The sequence below is a fragment of the uncultured Aquabacterium sp. genome, from assembly GCF_947366995.1.
GTDB lineage: Bacteria > Pseudomonadota > Gammaproteobacteria > Burkholderiales > Burkholderiaceae_C > Aquabacterium.
On the sequence record NZ_CANBCC010000049.1, the window covers coordinates 12,453 to 28,912 of the forward strand.

General features: G+C 65.8%; 13 protein-coding genes and 1 pseudogene. 7 read left to right on the top strand and 7 right to left on the bottom strand.

The window, feature by feature from the left end; genetic code table 11:
• Positions 1 to 202 precede the first annotated feature (202 nt).
• The 3 genes from Q0Z44_RS12860 to Q0Z44_RS12870 all read left to right on the top strand — a co-directional run bounded on the left by Q0Z44_RS12860 (position 203) and on the right by Q0Z44_RS12870 (position 3,347).
• Complete coding sequence (locus tag Q0Z44_RS12860) at positions 203 to 1,426, top strand: CmpA/NrtA family ABC transporter substrate-binding protein (RefSeq protein WP_298013359.1); 1,224 nt, start codon at positions 203 to 205, stop codon at positions 1,424 to 1,426.
• A gap of 165 nt (positions 1,427 to 1,591) precedes the next feature.
• Positions 1,592 to 2,518 (top strand): nitrate ABC transporter permease, encoded by a 927-nt coding sequence (gene ntrB, locus Q0Z44_RS12865; protein ID WP_298013361.1) that lies wholly within the window; start codon positions 1,592 to 1,594, stop codon positions 2,516 to 2,518.
• 28 nt (positions 2,519 to 2,546) lie between these two features.
• A complete protein-coding gene (locus tag Q0Z44_RS12870) occupies positions 2,547 to 3,347 on the top strand; it encodes an ABC transporter ATP-binding protein (RefSeq protein ID WP_298013363.1) in 801 nt (266 codons plus the stop codon).
• A gap of 150 nt (positions 3,348 to 3,497) precedes the next feature.
• Here Q0Z44_RS12870 and lgt read toward each other — a convergent pair whose 3' ends face one another.
• Positions 3,498 to 4,301 carry a prolipoprotein diacylglyceryl transferase gene (lgt, locus tag Q0Z44_RS12875; RefSeq protein WP_298013365.1) on the bottom strand — a complete coding sequence of 268 codons (804 nt, stop codon included), beginning with the start codon at positions 4,299 to 4,301 and terminating at the stop codon, positions 3,498 to 3,500.
• Between the two features lie 84 nt (positions 4,302 to 4,385).
• Here lgt and Q0Z44_RS12880 point away from each other — a divergent pair, with 84 nt between their 5' ends.
• Complete coding sequence (locus Q0Z44_RS12880) at positions 4,386 to 5,642, top strand: putative Na+/H+ antiporter (RefSeq protein ID WP_298013367.1); 1,257 nt, start codon at positions 4,386 to 4,388, stop codon at positions 5,640 to 5,642.
• Between the two features lie 6 nt (positions 5,643 to 5,648).
• On the opposite strand, the gene Q0Z44_RS12885 is transcribed toward Q0Z44_RS12880, so the two are convergent.
• Positions 5,649 to 8,342, bottom strand: coding sequence for an HAD-IC family P-type ATPase (locus Q0Z44_RS12885; RefSeq protein WP_298013369.1), 2,694 nt, complete (start codon positions 8,340 to 8,342; stop codon positions 5,649 to 5,651).
• Between the two features lie 222 nt (positions 8,343 to 8,564).
• Positions 8,565 to 9,092 (bottom strand): MarR family winged helix-turn-helix transcriptional regulator, encoded by a 528-nt coding sequence (locus Q0Z44_RS12890; protein ID WP_298013371.1) that lies wholly within the window; start codon positions 9,090 to 9,092, stop codon positions 8,565 to 8,567.
• 9 nt (positions 9,093 to 9,101) lie between these two features.
• Between Q0Z44_RS12890 and Q0Z44_RS12895 the strand changes: the two genes are divergently transcribed.
• Both Q0Z44_RS12895 and Q0Z44_RS12900 read left to right on the top strand, forming a co-directional pair.
• A complete protein-coding gene (locus Q0Z44_RS12895; protein ID WP_298013373.1) occupies positions 9,102 to 10,436 on the top strand; it encodes a chloride channel protein in 1,335 nt (444 codons plus the stop codon).
• A 62-nt stretch (positions 10,437 to 10,498) separates the two neighbouring features.
• Positions 10,499 to 11,308, top strand: a complete 810-nt coding sequence (locus Q0Z44_RS12900; RefSeq protein WP_298013382.1) for a dihydrodipicolinate reductase C-terminal domain-containing protein — start codon at positions 10,499 to 10,501, stop codon at positions 11,306 to 11,308.
• Positions 11,309 to 11,316: 8 nt separating this feature from the next.
• Here Q0Z44_RS12900 and ilvD read toward each other — a convergent pair whose 3' ends face one another.
• A complete protein-coding gene (ilvD, locus tag Q0Z44_RS12905; protein ID WP_298013375.1) occupies positions 11,317 to 13,167 on the bottom strand; it encodes a dihydroxy-acid dehydratase in 1,851 nt (616 codons plus the stop codon).
• Between the two features lie 70 nt (positions 13,168 to 13,237).
• The gene (locus Q0Z44_RS12910) at positions 13,238 to 13,495 is read right to left on the bottom strand and encodes a TIGR04438 family Trp-rich protein (protein ID WP_109036946.1); all 258 of its coding nucleotides are present in this window, start codon (positions 13,493 to 13,495) and stop codon (positions 13,238 to 13,240) included.
• A 118-nt stretch (positions 13,496 to 13,613) separates the two neighbouring features.
• On the opposite strand from Q0Z44_RS12910, the gene Q0Z44_RS12915 reads away from it, so the two are divergent.
• Entirely contained in the window at positions 13,614 to 13,925 is a 312-nt protein-coding gene (locus Q0Z44_RS12915) for a c-type cytochrome (RefSeq protein WP_298013378.1), read from the top strand.
• Positions 13,926 to 14,100: 175 nt separating this feature from the next.
• Here Q0Z44_RS12915 and Q0Z44_RS12920 read toward each other — a convergent pair whose 3' ends face one another.
• The gene (locus Q0Z44_RS12920) at positions 14,101 to 15,756 is read right to left on the bottom strand and encodes an MFS transporter (protein WP_298013380.1); all 1,656 of its coding nucleotides are present in this window, start codon (positions 15,754 to 15,756) and stop codon (positions 14,101 to 14,103) included.
• Positions 15,757 to 16,049: 293 nt separating this feature from the next.
• Positions 16,050 to 16,460 (bottom strand): annotated as a pseudogene (locus Q0Z44_RS12925) (acetyl-coenzyme A synthetase); the annotation flags it as partial.

The following is a 16,460-nucleotide window of genomic DNA, read 5'->3' on the forward strand; positions in this document are numbered from 1 at the left end:
TGTTGGCACACCCTTTGCATTGATCCCCGCACATCCAGGTCAACGGCGATCTGGCCTGTCTTGGGTGCCCAGTGCCGGGCCCCGAGCTTCCGACAAAGGTGTCATCGACGGATCGGTGCGTGCGCGCACAGGTCTGACGAGGACACCTTTTTTGTTTTTCAACACGGGAAAGCTTCGCACCATGAATTCGCAGGATCACAAGATGACCCGCCGCACCATCCTGAAAACCGCAGCCGCCGCCAGCGCGGTCGGCGTCGTGCCCGGTCTGCAATCGACCGTATGGGCCGCAGGCTCGGACAAGCCCGAACTGGAAGAGGTCAAGATCGGCTTCATCCCGCTCACCGACTGCGCCTCGGTGGTGATGGCCTCGGTGCTGGGCTTCGACAAGAAGTACGGCATCAAGATCATCCCGACGAAGGAAGCGTCGTGGGCCGGTGTGCGCGACAAGCTGGTGAACGGCGACCTGCACATGGCGCACGTGCTGTATGGCCTGGTCTACGGCGTGCACCTGGGCATCGGCGGCCCGAAGAAGGACATGGCCGTGTTGATGAACCTGAACAACAACGGGCAGGCGATCACGCTGTCGAAGGCGCTTGCGGACAAGAAGGCCGTCGATGGTGCTTCGCTCGCCAAGCTGATGGCCACAGACAAGCGCGAGTACACGTTCGCGCAGACCTTCCCGACCGGCACGCACGCCATGTGGCTTTACTACTGGCTGGCGAGCTATGGCATCAACCCCATGAAGGACGCCAAGGTCATCACCGTGCCGCCGCCGCAGATGGTGGCGAACATGCGCGTGGGCAACATGGACGGCTACTGCGTGGGCGAACCGTGGGGCCACCGCGCCATCATGGATGGCATCGGCATCACGGCCGTGACGACGCAGGACATCTGGCAGGACCATCCGGAGAAGGTGCTGGGCTGCACGGACGAGTTCGTGAAGAAACACCCCAACACCGCGCGCGCCGTCATGATGGCCGTGCTGGAGGCCAGCCAGTGGATCGACGCTGGGCTGCAGAACAAGCTGAAGATGGCCGAGACCATCTCTGCCAAGTCGTACGTGAACACCGGCGTGGACGCGATCAACCAGCGCATCCTCGGCCGCTACCAGAACGGCCTGGGCAAGACGTGGGACGACCCCAACCACATGAAGTTCTTCAATGACGGCAAGGTGAACTTCCCGTACCTGAGCGACGGCATGTGGTTTCTGACGCAGCACAAGCGCTGGGGCCTGCTGAAGGACCACCCCGACTACCTGAGCGTGGCCAAGCAGGTCAACAAGATCGACTTGTACAAGGAGGCGGCTTCGGCGCTGAAGGTGAGCGTGCCGAAGGACGTGATGCGCACGAGCAAGATGATTGACGGCGTGGTGTGGGACGGCAAGGACCCGAAGAAGTACGCCGACGGTTTCAAGATCAAGGCATGAGCCACTGGCCGGCCACTGAACCCCGCTGAGAACCCGGCTTCGACGCGCCCTTGAAGGCATCGGCTGCGTGGCCCCAAGCCACCAGTCAGGTCATCCCCAGATGGATGGCGTCAGCAGCCCCGCCACAACCGACCCGTTTTCGCCCGCCCAGACAAGGAGCACGACATGGTCAGCGCCGTCTTTCACAGCCCCTCCGATGCCAGCGACGCGATGCGTGCCGCCAAGGCTTCGGCCACTGTTTCCGCCTTCCCTGCTTCCACGATGACTTCCGCCACTCTTACCCCACCCGCCCCGCGCGCGGCGGCGCCCGCCCATCCTCCGGTCGATTGGGGCGCCCTGGCCCTGCGCACCCTGTCTCCACTGGCGGGGCTGGCGGTGCTGATCGGCATCTGGGCCATGCTGACCATGAAAGGCGGCAACTTTCCGACACCCGCCGCCACCTGGGAGGCCGCCGTTGCCCTGTTCTCGGACCCGTTCTACAGCAACGGCCCGAACGACCAGGGCATCGGCTGGAACATCCTGTTCTCACTCAAACGCGTGGCCTTGGGCTTCGGCCTGGCGGCGCTCGTCGGCATCCCGATGGGCTTCCTCATCGGCCGCAGCAAGGTGATCGGCGCGATGCTGAACCCGATCATCAGCCTGCTGCGCCCGGTCTCGCCGCTGGCCTGGTTGCCCATCGGCCTGCTGGTGTTCAAGTCGGCCGACCCGGCCGCCATCTGGACGATCTTCATCTGCTCGATCTGGCCGATGATCATCAACACCGCCGTGGGCGTGCAGCGCGTGCCCGAGGACTACCTGAACGTGGCCAAGGTGCTGAACCTCAGCGAGTGGAAGGTCGTCACGAAGATCCTGCTGCCTTCGGTGCTGCCCTACATGCTGACCGGCGTGCGCCTGTCGGTGGGCACCGCCTGGCTGGTGATCGTGGCCGCCGAGATGCTGACCGGCGGCGTGGGCATCGGCTTCTGGGTGTGGGACGAGTGGAACAACCTGAACGTGCAGCACATCATCATCGCGATCTTCGTGATCGGGATCGTCGGGCTGCTGCTGGAGCAGGCCCTGGTGTCCATCGCCAAGCGATTCAGCTTCGAGTAACCGCTTCCCTCGTCACAAGGAGTCCGACATGTCTCACTTCATCGACGTCCGCAACGCGGAGATGGTGTTCAACACGAAGAAAGGCCGCTTCCACGCGCTGCGTGACATCAACCTCGGCATCGACAAGGGCGAGTTCATCGCGTTGATCGGGCATTCGGGTTGCGGCAAGTCGACGCTGCTGAACCTGATTGCCGGCCTGCTGCTGCCCACCGAGGGCGGCCTGATCTGCGACAACAAGGAGATTGCGGGGCCCGGCCCCGAGCGCGGGATGGTGTTCCAGAACCACTCGCTGCTGCCGTGGCTGACCTGCTTCGACAACGTGTACCTGGCGGTCGAGCGGGTGTTCGGTGGCAAGGAAAGCAAGGCGCAGCTGAAGGCGCGCACCCAGGCCGCACTGGAGCTGGTCAACATGGCGCATGCCAGTCAGAAGCGACCCAACGAGATCTCAGGGGGCATGAAACAGCGGGTGGGCATCGCACGCGCACTGGCCATGGAGCCCAAGGTGCTGCTCATGGACGAGCCGTTTGGCGCGCTGGACGCCCTGACCCGTGCACACCTGCAGGACGAGCTGCTGAAGATCGTGGCGCGCACACAGAGCACCGTCGTGATGGTGACGCACGACGTGGACGAGGCGGTGCTGCTGTCGGATCGCATCGTGATGATGACGAACGGCCCGGCAGCGACCATCGGTGAAGTGCTGGAGGTGCCGCTGGCGCGCCCGCGCAACCGCGTGGAGCTCGCCGAGGACGCGACCTACATGCAGTGCCGCAGAGCGGTGCTCGACTTTCTGTACACGCGGCACGGCGCGCCCCAGAAAGAGGCGGCTTGAAGCGCGCCTCCACCCCCCGCAGAGGATACAAGCTGGCACACCTTGTGCTTTGACTTACGGGACCGCTTGAATCGCCAGAGCCAGGCGGTCTTCCTCAGCGGGGGTCAGTGGACCGCGAAAATGCCACCGACCTCTTCACGCCTTCCGGTTTCAGGACCGGAAGGCGTCTTTTTTTGCCATGCCCCAGAACAAGGCACCGAGCACGATCATTGGGACGCACAGCCATTGGCCCATGCTCATGTTGAGAGCGAGCAGGCCTAGAAAGTTGTCCGGTTCGCGGAAGTACTCGGCAATGAAACGGAACAGCCCGTAGCCGAGCAGGAAAAGCCCCGCGACGGCCCCTTGCGGGCGCGGGACGCGGGCATACCACCAGAGAATGGCAAACAGCATCAGGCCTTCCAGCCCGAACTGGTAGAGCTGCGACGGGTGCCGCGCCACGTCGGTCCCGGACTGTGGAAAGACCATCGCCCAGGGCAGCGACGGGTCGGCCGCCCGCCCCCACAGTTCGCCATTGATGAAATTGCCCACGCGGCCCGCGGCCAGGCCCACCGGCACGCACGGGGCCACCAGATCGGCCACCTCGAAGAAATGCCGTCCCTGGCGTCGCGCGTACAGAGCCATGGCGGCAATGACCCCGAGCAGCCCCCCGTGGAACGCCATACCCCCTTGCCAGACCGCCAGGATCTCCGCGGGGTGACTGAGGTAATGGCCCGGCTTGTAGAACAGCACGTAACCGAGGCGTCCGCCCAGCACGACACCGAGGACACCATAGAAAAGCAGGTCCTCGACCATGGGGCGATTCCAACCTCGGGCCGCAAAGTGCGCGCTGGCGGCGCGTCGCACGGCCAACAGGTAGAACAGCGTGAAGGCCACCAGATAGGTCAGCCCGTACCAGTGCACCTGAAGCGGGCCCAGGCTCACGGCGATCGGATCGAATTGGGGATGGATCAGCATGGCGCGAACGATAACCGATCAAGACGTCACGAATGTGGTGAGCCACAAGCCGCGAGCCAGCCCGCACTGCTAGCATGCGCGCCCATGAACCCGACCACCATCGAACTCGTCGGCGCGGCCTTGTTCGCGCTCGCGCTGATCCATACCTTCTCGACCCGGTTCTTCGAGCACCTGGCGCACACGCGGCCCAACCATGCCGGCTTGTGGCACTTTCTGGCCGAGGTGGAGGTCGTCTTCGGCTTCTGGGCGCTGGTGCTCATGGTGATCATGTTTGCGTTGCTGGGCAAGGCGGAGGCCACCCGCTATTTGGACACCCGCAACTTCACCGAGCCGCTGTTCGTGTTCTCGATCATGGTGGCGGCGGCCAGCCGGCCCGTGATCCTGCTGGCCGGCAGCGTGACCCGCATGCTGACCCGTCTGATCCCGTTGCCGGGGGCCATGGCCTCCACACTGGTGATCCTGTCGGCCGTGCCGCTGATGGGATCCTTCATCACCGAGCCGGCCGCCATGACGCTGGCTGCCCTGCTGCTGCGTGACGGGGTCTTTCAGCTCGGCATCTCGCTGAGGCTGCGCTATGCCATCCTGGGGGCGCTGTTCGTCAACGTGTCGATCGGCGGCACGCTGACCCCTTACGCAGCACCACCCGTGCTGATGGTGGCCAAGGCCTGGGGATGGGATCTGCAGCACATGCTGCTGCATTTCGGCTGGAAAACCGGCCTGGCCGTGGTGCTCAATGCTGCGGGCCTGGTGCTGCTGTTTTCACGCGAGTTCATACAATTGCGGCCCCCGACCCGCAGCACCGACGAACGCCCCCCGGCCCTCGTCACGCTGATCCACCTCGGCTTTCTTGGCGGGATCGTGGTGTTTGCTCATCACCCGGCGGCCTTCCTGGGGCTGTTCCTGTTCTTCCTGGGTTTCACCGCCGCCTACGAGCGCTACCAGTCGCCGTTGATCCTGCGCGAAGGCCTGCTCGTTGCGTTCTTCCTGGCCGGCCTGGTGGTGCTGGGCGGCCAGCAGCAGTGGTGGCTGGAGCCGCTGCTGCTGAGCATGAGCAGCGACGCGATCTTCTTCGGCGCCACCGCCCTGACGGCCATCACCGACAACGCCGCCCTCACCTACCTGGGCTCGCTGGTGCCGGGCCTGAGCGAGGAATTCAAGTACGCCCTGGTGGCCGGCGCTGTGGCGGGCGGTGGCCTCACCATCATCGCGAATGCTCCCAACCCCGCGGGCGCATCGATCCTGAAGGTGGGCTTTCCCGAGCAGGCGATCAACGCCGGCGGGCTGCTGCTGGCCGCCCTCCCTGCCACCGCCGTGGCGGTGCTGTGCCTCAAGCTCCTCTGACCGCACTCACATGCGGTGCACGCCGCGGGCGCGCCAGAAGGCTTTCTCGGCCTCGACGGCGAGGAACTTCAGCAGGGCGAGGACCGCGATGAAACCCCAGGTCTGCAGATCGAGCGCCGCCGTCTGGAAGGTGGCCTGCATTGCAGGGAGGTAGGTGAAGGCCAGCTGCAACACGACGAGCGTGGCACTGACCCACAGCGCCACGCGGTTGCCGGTCAGCACCTCCCGACCCCACGCGGCCGCGGTGAAGTGCCGCACGTTGAACAGGTACACCATCTCGCCCAGCGCCAGCATGTTGACCGACGCCGTGCGGGCCTGCTCCAGCGTGTGCCCGCGCGCCAACTCCCACTGAAAGACGGCGAACGTCACGGCCACCATCAGGACGCTGACGTAGGCCATGCGGAAAGCCAGCGCACCGCTGATCAGCGGTGCGCGCGCTGCCCGCGGGGGGTGCTGCATGACCGCCGCCTCGCCGGGCTCGAACGCCAGGGCCAGCGCCAGCGTGATCGCCGTGACCGTGTTCACCCACAGGATCTGCCCCGCGGTGACCGGCAAGGCGAGGCCCGCAAAGATCGCCAGCACGATGACGCCCGCCTCGCCGAAGTTGGTCGGCATCATGAAGAGCAGCGACTTCTTGATGTTGTCGAACACGACCCGCCCCTGGTAGACCGCCCTCGCGATCGTCGCGAAGTGGTCGTCGGTCAGCACCACGTCGGCGGCCTCCCGTGCGGCATCGGTGCCCTTGAGGCCCATGGCCACCCCGATGTCGGCGGCCTTGAGCGCCGGCGCATCATTGACGCCGTCACCCGTCATGGCCACGAGATGCCCCCGCGCCTGCAGCGCCGAGACGATGCGAAGCTTGTGCTCGGGACTGGCGCGGGCAAACACATCCACGTCCTCGATCCGGCGCTGCAGCGTCAGTTCGTCCAGCGCGTCGATGTCCTCGCCCGTCAGGGCATCTCGCGCCCGCAGGCCAAGCGAGCCGCCAATGGCCGCCGCCGTCACGGCATGGTCACCCGTGATCATCTTGACGCGGATACCGGCCTGCTGGCATTGCGCGATCGCCACGAGCGCCTCCTGTCGCGGGGGATCGATCAGGCCGACCAGTCCCAGCAGCGTGAAGCGCGGCGTGATGTCGGCCCGCGCGATGGCCACCGTGTCGGTCGCCACGTCACAGCGGGCCAGGGCCAGCACCCGCTCTCCGGCCTGGGCTGCCTCTGCCACCTTTGCGTGCCAGTGGTCGAGGTCCAGCGGCGTGCCGTCGGCCTGCTGCCTGCAAAGCGACAGCACCCGCTCCGGCGCGCCCTTGAGCAGGACGCTCGCGTGGCCGTCGTGGTCACGGTGCAAGGTCGCCATGTAGCGGTGCTCGGACTCGAACGGGATGGCATCGATGCGCGGGCTGGCCCGCAGCCGGGCCTCGGTGTCCAGGCCGGCGCGGCGGGCCAGCACGAGCAAGGCGCCCTCGGTCGGGTCACCCAGAACACGCCAGCTGCCGTCCTCGGCCTCCGCCAGCCGCGCGTCGTTGCACAGCAGGGCGCACGCCGCCAGCGCATCGAGTGCCGGGTCTTCCTCCGCGTCGACGGTGCGTTCGCCCTCGTGCACGGCCCCCTCGGGCGTGTAGCCCGCACCGCTCACGCGCAGGATCCGACCGGGCAGCATGACGCGCACCGCGCTCATCTCGTTGCACGTGAGCGTGCCGGTCTTGTCGGTGCAGATCACCGAGACCGATCCCAGCGTCTCGACGGCCGGCAAGCGCCGAATGACAGCACGGTTGCGCGCCATCGCCCGCGTGCCCATGGCCAGCACGATGGTGACCACAGCCGGCAGGCCTTCCGGAATTGCTGCCACCGCCAGGCCGACCACCGCGAGAAAGACCTCCAGCATGGGCAAGCCGCGCACGAAGTAGCCGAAGGCAAACGTCAGTGCTCCGATGGCCAGAATGAGCACGGTGATCTGGCGGGCGAAGTGATCCAGGCGCCGTGTCAATGGCGTGGCCAGTGTCACGACCTCGCGCACCAGCGTGCCAATACGGCCGATCTCGGTGCCCTCGCCCGTGGCCACCACCACGGCCGTTGCCTGGCCCTGCGCGACCATGGTGCCCGCATGCAGCATGCTGTGGCGGTCAGCGAGCGCCGTCTGCGCCGCCTGAGGCTCGACCGACTTGTCGACGGGGACAGACTCGCCCGTGAGCGCAGATTCGTCGACCCGCAGGCCATGGGCGCGCACGACGCGGAGGTCTGCCGGCACCCGGTCGCCCGACGCCAGACAGACGACGTCACCGGGAACGAGGTCGGCAGCGTCACAGGTGTGCCGCTCGCCATCCCGCCATACCAGCGCATGCTCGGCCAGCATCGAGCGCACCGCGTCGAGTGCCCGCTCGGCCTTGCCTTCCTGAACAAAGCCAATGACCGCATTGACCATGACCACGCCCAGAATCACCGCGGCGTCCACGTGGTCCTCCAGCAGCACCGTGGCGACACCCGCGGCCAGCAACACATAGATCAACGGGTTGTGGAACTGAAGCAGGAAGCGCTGCCAGGGCGGGACCCGCCGGGCCTGGGGCAGGCGGTTGGCACCGTGCCGCGCCCGCCGCTCGACGGCCTGTGCGCTGCTCAGGCCGCGGCGTGGGTCGGTCTCCAGTCGCGCCACGGCCTCTTCGGCCGTGCAGGCATGCCAGGGCGCGGGGGTGTCGTCTGCCATTTCGAAGCATCCTCCATCGGTCGATTGCCGGGTCGCCACAGGCAAGCAGTCCGGCGTGCATTCTGCGGTGTGCGCCCGTCCGCCCGGCTGATGCGGCGCAATTCTCCGCGCGGCGGCAGGCAGGCAAAAAAAGGCCCCGACTTGCGGGGCCTGAAGACACTCTCTTCGCAACGTCACCACTGCGAGCGTTACGAATAAATTATATTTGAACAAATATTTCCATCACAACTGCGCTAGCGGCGTCCGGGAAGCCTCGCCATGTTCGTCCTCCCCCAGCGTGCGGATCAGCGTTGCCAAGTCATCATGAAGGCGGATCAGCGTCGCCTCATCGAGCTGGGCCAGAGCCTGGGGAAGCACCCCGGCCGTCGGCCCCGGCACACTGGCGAGCAAAGTACGGCCGCTCTCGCTGATCTCCAGGTGAACGACGCGGCGGTCCTGATCATCACGGCGCGACAGCATCAGCCCGCGCGATACCAGTGTGCGCACGAGGTTGCTGGTGGTGGACTGATGGATGTCCATGCGCTGCGCCAGATCACCCACGACGATGCCCGGCTCGGCCGCCACCACGCTCAGTGCCCACAACTGCGCCCCACCGACGCCGGTCTGCCGTTCGAGTTGCTGAAAGTGCGTCTTGACCGCGTTGAAGACAACGCGGAACTGACGCAGCACCACGGCCGCCTGGGGTGGGAGTGCACTGGTGCCGATGCCATCGGCGGGCGCATCGGTGCGCGTTGCAATCGGTTCTGACACGGTGAGCCCATGAAGAGTCGCTACCCGTCGGACTGGCTGTCAGACGAAGCAAGGCACGAATTATCCGACTGGCGACGCTGGGCCGCACGCGCCGTGGTCCTCCTTTTTGCGGTGCTGGCCGGGCTCGGGGTGATCAGTCTCACCTGGCTGACAGAACAGGCCCTGCACGCCTTCGATGTCCTCCATGCGCGGTGGCAGTGGGCCCCCCTGCTCTGGACGCCGGCGTTGACCGCCGGGATCGTCTGGATCACGCGTCGCTTCGCGCCTGGCGCGGCCGGCTCCGGCATCCCCCAGGTGCTCGCGGCGCAGGACCCGGCTGTGCCTGTCGAGCAACGCCAGCTCTTCGTGTCGGTGAGGCTTGCACTGGCCAAGGTGGTGCTGACGGCCGGCGGCCTGCTCGCCGGGCTGTCGACCGGCCGGGAAGGTCCGTCGGTCCAGGTGGCCGCCGGGCTGATGCACCACGCCCGGCGCTGGCTGCCTGCCCGCAGCCCAGTCAACGAGCGCGGTCTGCTGGTGGCCGGTGGTGCGGCCGGCATCGCGGCGGCCTTCAACACCCCGCTGGGTGGTGTGATGTTCGCCATCGAGCAGCTCTCGCGCCGCCCGGAAGACCGGGCCAGCGGCCTGCTCATCGGGGCCATCGTCCTGGCGGGCCTGCTCGCCGTCTCCATCCACGGCAATGACACCTACTTCGGGCGCATCGACCCCACGGTCCTGTCGTGGGGGCTGTGGGGCCCCGGCCTGATGGTGGCGATTCTGTGCGGCCTGCTGGGTGGGCTGTTCTCCCGGCTGCTGATCCAGTCGATGCGCGGCGGGTCGGACGTTTTCAGCCGGTGGCGTCAACGGCATCCGGTGCGCTTTGCAGCCGGCTGCGGCCTTGCCGTGGCGGTCATTGGCACGGTCACGCAAGGCAGCACCTTTGGCGGTGGCTATGGCACGACGCGGGCCCTGCTGCAAGGCCAGGAGCCGACCCACGGGCTGTACGTGGTGCTGCGCATGGTGGTCACCTGGCTGTCGGCCTGGAGCGGCGTGCCAGGCGGCATCTTTGCCCCAGCCCTCGCCATCGGAGCCGGCATCGGGCACGACGTGGCCGGCTGGACAGGCCACGCCCATCCGGCTCTGATCGCGCTCGGCATGGCTGGCTTTCTGGCCGGTGCCACGCAGAACCCGTTCACCGCCTTCATCATCGTCATGGAGATGGTCGAGGGCCACGCCATGGTCCTGAGCCTGATGGGCTGCGCGATGCTGTCGAGCGGCATGGCGCGTCTGATCAGTCCACCGCTTTATGTCGCGCTCGCTGAATTACAGCTGCGCCGACTGCCTGCCCCGCCAGGGAAAGCACCCTGACACATATACATTTGTACAAATGTATCATCCGCCCTTGCTTACCCATAAGAAGGAGAAAGATGATGATCAGAGTCGGCCTCATCGGACATGGCAAGGCGGGCCAGGCGGTGGCCACGGTGTTGAAGCAGGATCCCCGGTTCGCGCTGCGGTGGATCGCCCGGCGGCAGGGCGAAGTCGGCCAGGACAACGACGGCGTTCCCCTTCTTCCACTGGCCCGAGTGCTGACAGACGACTGGCTCTCGGCCCATCCGGTGGACGGGGTGATCGACTTCTCGTCCAGAGAAAGCATCCACATCTATGGCGCCGTCGCGCGGGCACGCCGATGGGCGCTGGTCAGTGCGATCTCTGCCTACGATGACGGCGATCTCACCTTTGCGCAGCACCTCGCCCGCGACATCCGGGTGCTGTGCTCTCCCAACATCACCATCGGCATCAACTTCATGATGGTGGCGGCGCGCCTGCTTCGCCAGATCGCGCCCCACGCCGACGTCGAGATCCTTGAACAGCACTTTCGCGACAAGCCCGAGGTGTCGGGCACGGCACGCAAGCTGGCCAAGCAGCTGGATCTGGACGAAGACCGGATCACCTCGCTGAGGCTGGGCGGCATCGTTGGCCACCACGAGGTCATCTTCGGTTTCCCGTATCAGACGGTGCGCATCGTGCACGAAGCCATCCGCCGCGAAGCATTCGGCACGGGCGCCGCCTTTGCGATAAGCGAGCTCCTGCAACAACCGGCAGGGTTCTACCGCTTCGAGGATCTGCTTCATCAACGGCTGCACGAGGACCTCGCCCGCCCGGTGTTTGCCGCTCCACCCGGCCAGCAAAAAGGGGCCCGAAGGCCCCTCGAAGATACGGTCGACACGGCGTCGTGAAGGCAGGCTCAGCGCTTGAGCTGGCTGATGTCGCGCACCGCGCCCGTGTCTGCCGACGTGGTGAGCAGCGCATACGCCTGCAGCGCGGCCGACACCACCCGCTGACGATTGACCGGCTTCCAGGCCTGATCGCCCTTGGCTTCCATGGCGGCACGGCGGGCGGCCAGCGCCTCGTCGCTGATGGCCAGGTGGATGCGACGGTTCGGGATGTCGATCTCGATCCGGTCGCCGTTCTCGACCAGCGCGATGGCGCCACCCATGCCGGCCTCCGGCGAAGCGTGGCCGATGGACAGGCCAGAGGTGCCACCCGAGAAGCGGCCGTCCGTCAGCAGCGCGCACTGCTTGCCAAGGCCGCGGCTCTTCAGGTAGGACGTCGGGTACAGCATCTCCTGCATGCCCGGACCGCCCTTCGGGCCTTCGTAGCGGATCACGACCACGTCGCCGGCCTGGACTTCTTCACCAAGGATGCCTTCGACCGCGTCTTCCTGGCTTTCATAGACACGGGCGGTGCCGGTGAACGTCCAGATCGACTCGTCAACGCCGGCCGTCTTCACGATGCAGCCCTTCTCGGCGATGTTGCCGTACAGCACGGCCAGACCGCCGTCCTTCGTGAAGGCATGGGTCGCCGCGCGGATCACGCCCTTCTCACGGTCGAGGTCGAGCGCCTTCCAGCGGCTGTCCTGCGAGAACGCCACCTGCGTGGGGATGCCACCGGGCGCCGCTTTGTAGAAGGTGTGAACCGCTTCGTCCTGGGTGACCTTGACGTCCCAGTTCGCGATGGCATCGGCCATGGTCGGGCTGTGGACGGTGGGCACGTCGGTGTGCAGCAGCCCGCCACGGGCCAGTTCACCCAGGATGGACATGATGCCGCCCGCGCGGTGCACGTCTTCGATGTGCACATCGGGCACGGCCGGGGCGACCTTGCTCAGGCACGGCACCTTGCGCGAGATGCGGTCGATGTCGGCCATCGTGAACGGCACTTCCGCCTCGCGGGCCGCGGCCAGCAGGTGCAGCACGGTGTTGGTCGAACCGCCCATGGCCACGTCGAGCGCCACGGCGTTCTCGAAAGCCTTGAACGACGCGATGCTCCGCGGCAGCACGCTGAAGTCGTCCTGCTCGTAGTGGCGCTTGGCCAACTCGACGATGGTGCGACCGGCCTTGCGGAACAGCTTTTCGCGGTCGGCGTGCGTGGCCACGATGGTGCCATTGCCCGGCAACGACAGGCCCAGGGCCTCGGTCAGGCAGTTCATGGAGTTGGCCGTGAACATGCCGGAGCACGACCCGCAGGTCGGGCAGGCCGAGCGCTCGACCTCGGCGACCTCCTCGTCGGAGCAGTTCTTGTCAGCCGCCTTGACCATGGCGTCCACCAGGTCCAGCGCAATGACCTTGCCCTCGATCTTGGCCTTGCCGGCTTCCATCGGGCCGCCGGAGACGAACACCACAGGGATGTTCAGGCGCAGAGCCGCCATCAGCATGCCCGGGGTGATCTTGTCGCAGTTGGAGATGCACACCAGCGCGTCGGCGGTGTGGGCGTTGACCATGTACTCGACGCTGTCGGCGATCAGGTCACGCGAGGGCAGCGAATACAGCATGCCGCCGTGGCCCATGGCAATGCCGTCGTCCACCGCGATGGTGTTGAATTCCTTGGCCACCCCGCCAGCCGCCTCGATCTCACGCGCCACCAGCTGGCCGAGGTCTTTGAGGTGGACGTGGCCAGGCACGAACTGCGTGAAGCTGTTGGCGATCGCGATAATCGGTTTCTCGAAATCGCCGTCCTTCATGCCCGTGGCGCGCCACAGGGCGCGGGCGCCCGCCATGTTGCGACCGGCGGTGGAAGTGCGGGAACGGTACTGGGGCATCAGGAAACTCCGGGCAGATGACGCTTGTGGGAACCGATCATTTTAGCCCGCCCCACTGGCCGCCGCAGTGTCAGCGCCGCTTGCGGGGGTTCTGCACGCCCATGGCGTCGACCGCCTTCTGTCGGCGCGCCTCGCGCTTGGCGGCCACCTTGTCCATCGCCAGCCGCTGCGTCCGCCCCGTGGTGTCGGACCACCACCACCACACCGCCGCCAGCCCGAAGGGCAGGCACAGTGCCCACCAGTGCGACGACCACGTCCACTCGCCCACCGGGCCAATGCCACCCAGCCACATCACCAGCAAGGCCACGCCGATCAACACAAACCACATGTGGTGCTTTCCTCATGCACGTGTCACGATAAGTGACAGCGCCGTCAACCCCGAGAAGGGTGAATGCGTTTATAAATCGACCTCCACTGTAATCCACCCCCGTACCGGAAGGAGACCCATGAAAAAACTGTCGACCCTCGTCGCCGCTGCTGCGCTGGCCACCCTCACCGCCCCGGCCATGGCCAGCATGGAACTGGCCCAGAAGAAGTCCTGTCTGGCCTGCCATGGTGTCGAGCAGAAGATGATCGGCCCGTCCTACAAGGACGTGGCGGCCAAGTACAAGGGCCAGAAGGGCGCTGAAGCCAAGCTGGTCGAAAAGGTGCTGAAGGGTGGCAAGGGCGCATGGGGCGAGATCCCGATGCCGGCCAACCCCCAGGTCAGCGAAGCCGAAGCCAAGGAGCTGGTGCACTGGATCCTGTCGCTGAAGTGATCAACGGCGCGGGCTGACACCGCGCCCCTTTCAGCCACCAAGCGCCCTGCGGGGCGCTTTTTTCATGCCCGGACGCCGCGTCCTGGGCAGACATGAAAAAAGGCCCCGTCGAAACGGGGCCTGGGGTTTGTCTCCTCCGAGGGAGGTGCGCTGCACCTCCCGCGTGGCATGCCGATCAGTCGCCGGCGTAGATGTCCACGTCCTTGGTTTCCTTCACGAACAGCAGGCCGATCACGAAGGTGATGGACGCCACGATGATCGGGTACCACAGGCCGTTGTAGATGTTGCCCGTCTGGGCCACGATGGCGAAGGCGGTGGTGGGCAGCAGGCCGCCGAACCAGCCGTTGCCGATGTGGTACGGCAGGGACATCGAGGTGTAGCGGATGCGGGTCGGGAACATTTCCACCAGCATGGCCGCGATCGGGCCATACACGGCGGTCACGTAGATCACCAGCAGCGTCAGGATCGCCACGACCACCGGCTTGTTCAGCTTGGCCGGGTCGGCCTTGGCCGGGTAGCCTGCGTCACGGATGGCCTGCACCACTTCCTTCTTGAAGGCCGCATCCTTGGCCTTCGCGTCATCGGCGCTCAGGCCGGCCGAGCTGTACGAAGCAATCTGGCGGTCGCCGACCTTGATCATGGCCACGCCGTCGCCGGACACGTTCTCGTAGTTCACCGAGTTGGCGGCCAGCACCTGCTTGGCGATGTCGCACGAGCTGGTGAACTTGGCGGTGCCAGTCGGGTTGAACTGGAACGAGCACTCGCTCTGGTTCGCGACCAGGGTCACCGGGGCGGTGGCCTGGGCCTTGGCCAGATCGGGGTTGGCGGCTTCCGTCAGGGCCTTGAACAGCGGGAAGTAGGTCAGTGCAGCGACCAGGCAGCCTGCCAGGATGATGGGCTTGCGGCCGATCTTGTCAGACAGCGAACCGAAGACCACGAAGAACGGGGTGCCGATCAGCAGCGAGATGGCCACGAGGATGTTGGCGGTGGCGCCATCGACCTTCAGAGCCTGGGTCAGGAAGAACAGGGCATAGAACTGACCCGTGTACCAGACCACGGCCTGACCTGCGACCAGACCGAACAGGGCCAGGATCACGATCTTCAGGTTCTTCCACTGACCGAAGGATTCGGACAGCGGGGCCTTGGAGGTCTTGCCTTCCGCCTTCATCTTCTTGAAGGCGGGCGACTCGTTCATGCTCATGCGGATCCACACGCTGATGCCCAGCAGGATCACCGACACGAGGAACGGCACGCGCCAGCCCCAGTCCTGGAAGGCGTCTTCACCGATGATGGTGCGGGTACCCAGAATCACCAGCAGCGACAGGAACAGACCGAGCGTGGCCGTGGTCTGGATCCAGGCGGTGTAGGCGCCACGGCGGCCGTGCGGTGCGTGCTCGGCCACATAAGTGGCGGCACCACCGTACTCACCACCCAGCGCCAGGCCTTGCAGCAGGCGCAGGATGATCAGGATGACCGGAGCGGCCACACCGATCGCGGCGTAGTTCGGCAGGATGCCGACGATGAAGGTGGAGGCCCCCATCAGCAGAATGGTGACCAGGAAGGTGTATTTGCGGCCGATCATGTCGCCGAGGCGACCGAAGACCAGTGCGCCGAACGGACGCACGATGAAACCGGCTGCAAAAGCCAGCAGGGCAAAAATGAAGGCGGACGTTGGGTCCAGACCGGCAAAGAACTGCTTCGCGATGATGGCTGCAAGCGAGCCATACAGGTAGAAGTCATACCACTCGAAAACCGTGCCCAGACTCGAGGCGAAAATGACTTTCTTTTCCTCTTTGGTCATGGGCGCGGTGGAAACGCTCGGACTGGCCATGTGTGTGCTCCTCTTCATTGCCAAATTGCAGCCGCTTGTGGCGTGCTCACCCCAAATATAGGGGGTGTCTCGAGGGATGTCATTCGGGGGAATGCGGATGAAAACAAGCCAAACCGACAAATTTCCACGAGGGTTTTCACGAATAGGATGGCTTCGTGCCCTGAAAAACCCGTCTTATTGGCCTGCGCATACCCAAGCGGTTGGGGTGGAACCCGGCCGATGAATTACTTTTGTGAAGAATATATCGGCGCGGGGACGGTGATGCCTTGGGCCCCGGTCAGGGGCCACGACATTCAATTGCTTTGAGCCAATTGATCGAGAATTGCCGGGTTTTCCAGGGTGCTGGTGTCCTGGGTGACGGCATCGCCCTTGGCGATCACGCGCAGCAGACGGCGCATGATCTTGCCGGAGCGGGTCTTCGGGAGGTTGTCCCCGAAGCGGATGTCCTTGGGTTTGGCGATCGGGCCGATCTCCTGACCGACGTGGTTGCGCAGCAGCGAGGCCAGCTGCTTGGCCTCGTCACCGGTGGGACGGGGACGCTTGAGCACCACGAAGGCACAGATGGCTTCGCCGGTCAGGTCGTCGGGGCGCCCCACCACCGCGGCTTCTGCCACCAGCGGGTGCGACACCAGGGCCGACTCGATTTCCATCGTGCCCATGCGGTGGCCCGACACGTTCAGCACGTCGTCGATGCGGCCCGTGAT

What these genes read in the sequence shown, in the direction of transcription:
- Q0Z44_RS12860 (WP_298013359.1), top strand. Translation starts at nt 203, where the DNA reads ATGACCCGCCGCACCATCCTGAAAACCGCAGCCGCCGCCAGCGCGGTC.
- ntrB (WP_298013361.1), top strand. Translation starts at nt 1,592, where the DNA reads ATGGTCAGCGCCGTCTTTCACAGCCCCTCCGATGCCAGCGACGCGATG.
- Q0Z44_RS12870 (WP_298013363.1), top strand. Translation starts at nt 2,547, where the DNA reads ATGTCTCACTTCATCGACGTCCGCAACGCGGAGATGGTGTTCAACACG.
- lgt (WP_298013365.1), bottom strand. Translation starts at nt 4,301, where the DNA reads ATGCTGATCCATCCCCAATTCGATCCGATCGCCGTGAGCCTGGGCCCG.
- Q0Z44_RS12880 (WP_298013367.1), top strand. Translation starts at nt 4,386, where the DNA reads ATGAACCCGACCACCATCGAACTCGTCGGCGCGGCCTTGTTCGCGCTC.
- Q0Z44_RS12885 (WP_298013369.1), bottom strand. Translation starts at nt 8,342, where the DNA reads ATGGCAGACGACACCCCCGCGCCCTGGCATGCCTGCACGGCCGAAGAG.
- Q0Z44_RS12895 (WP_298013373.1), top strand. Translation starts at nt 9,102, where the DNA reads ATGAAGAGTCGCTACCCGTCGGACTGGCTGTCAGACGAAGCAAGGCAC.
- Q0Z44_RS12900 (WP_298013382.1), top strand. Translation starts at nt 10,499, where the DNA reads ATGATCAGAGTCGGCCTCATCGGACATGGCAAGGCGGGCCAGGCGGTG.
- ilvD (WP_298013375.1), bottom strand. Translation starts at nt 13,167, where the DNA reads ATGCCCCAGTACCGTTCCCGCACTTCCACCGCCGGTCGCAACATGGCG.
- Q0Z44_RS12910 (WP_109036946.1), bottom strand. Translation starts at nt 13,495, where the DNA reads ATGTGGTTTGTGTTGATCGGCGTGGCCTTGCTGGTGATGTGGCTGGGT.
- Q0Z44_RS12915 (WP_298013378.1), top strand. Translation starts at nt 13,614, where the DNA reads ATGAAAAAACTGTCGACCCTCGTCGCCGCTGCTGCGCTGGCCACCCTC.
- Q0Z44_RS12920 (WP_298013380.1), bottom strand. Translation starts at nt 15,756, where the DNA reads ATGGCCAGTCCGAGCGTTTCCACCGCGCCCATGACCAAAGAGGAAAAG.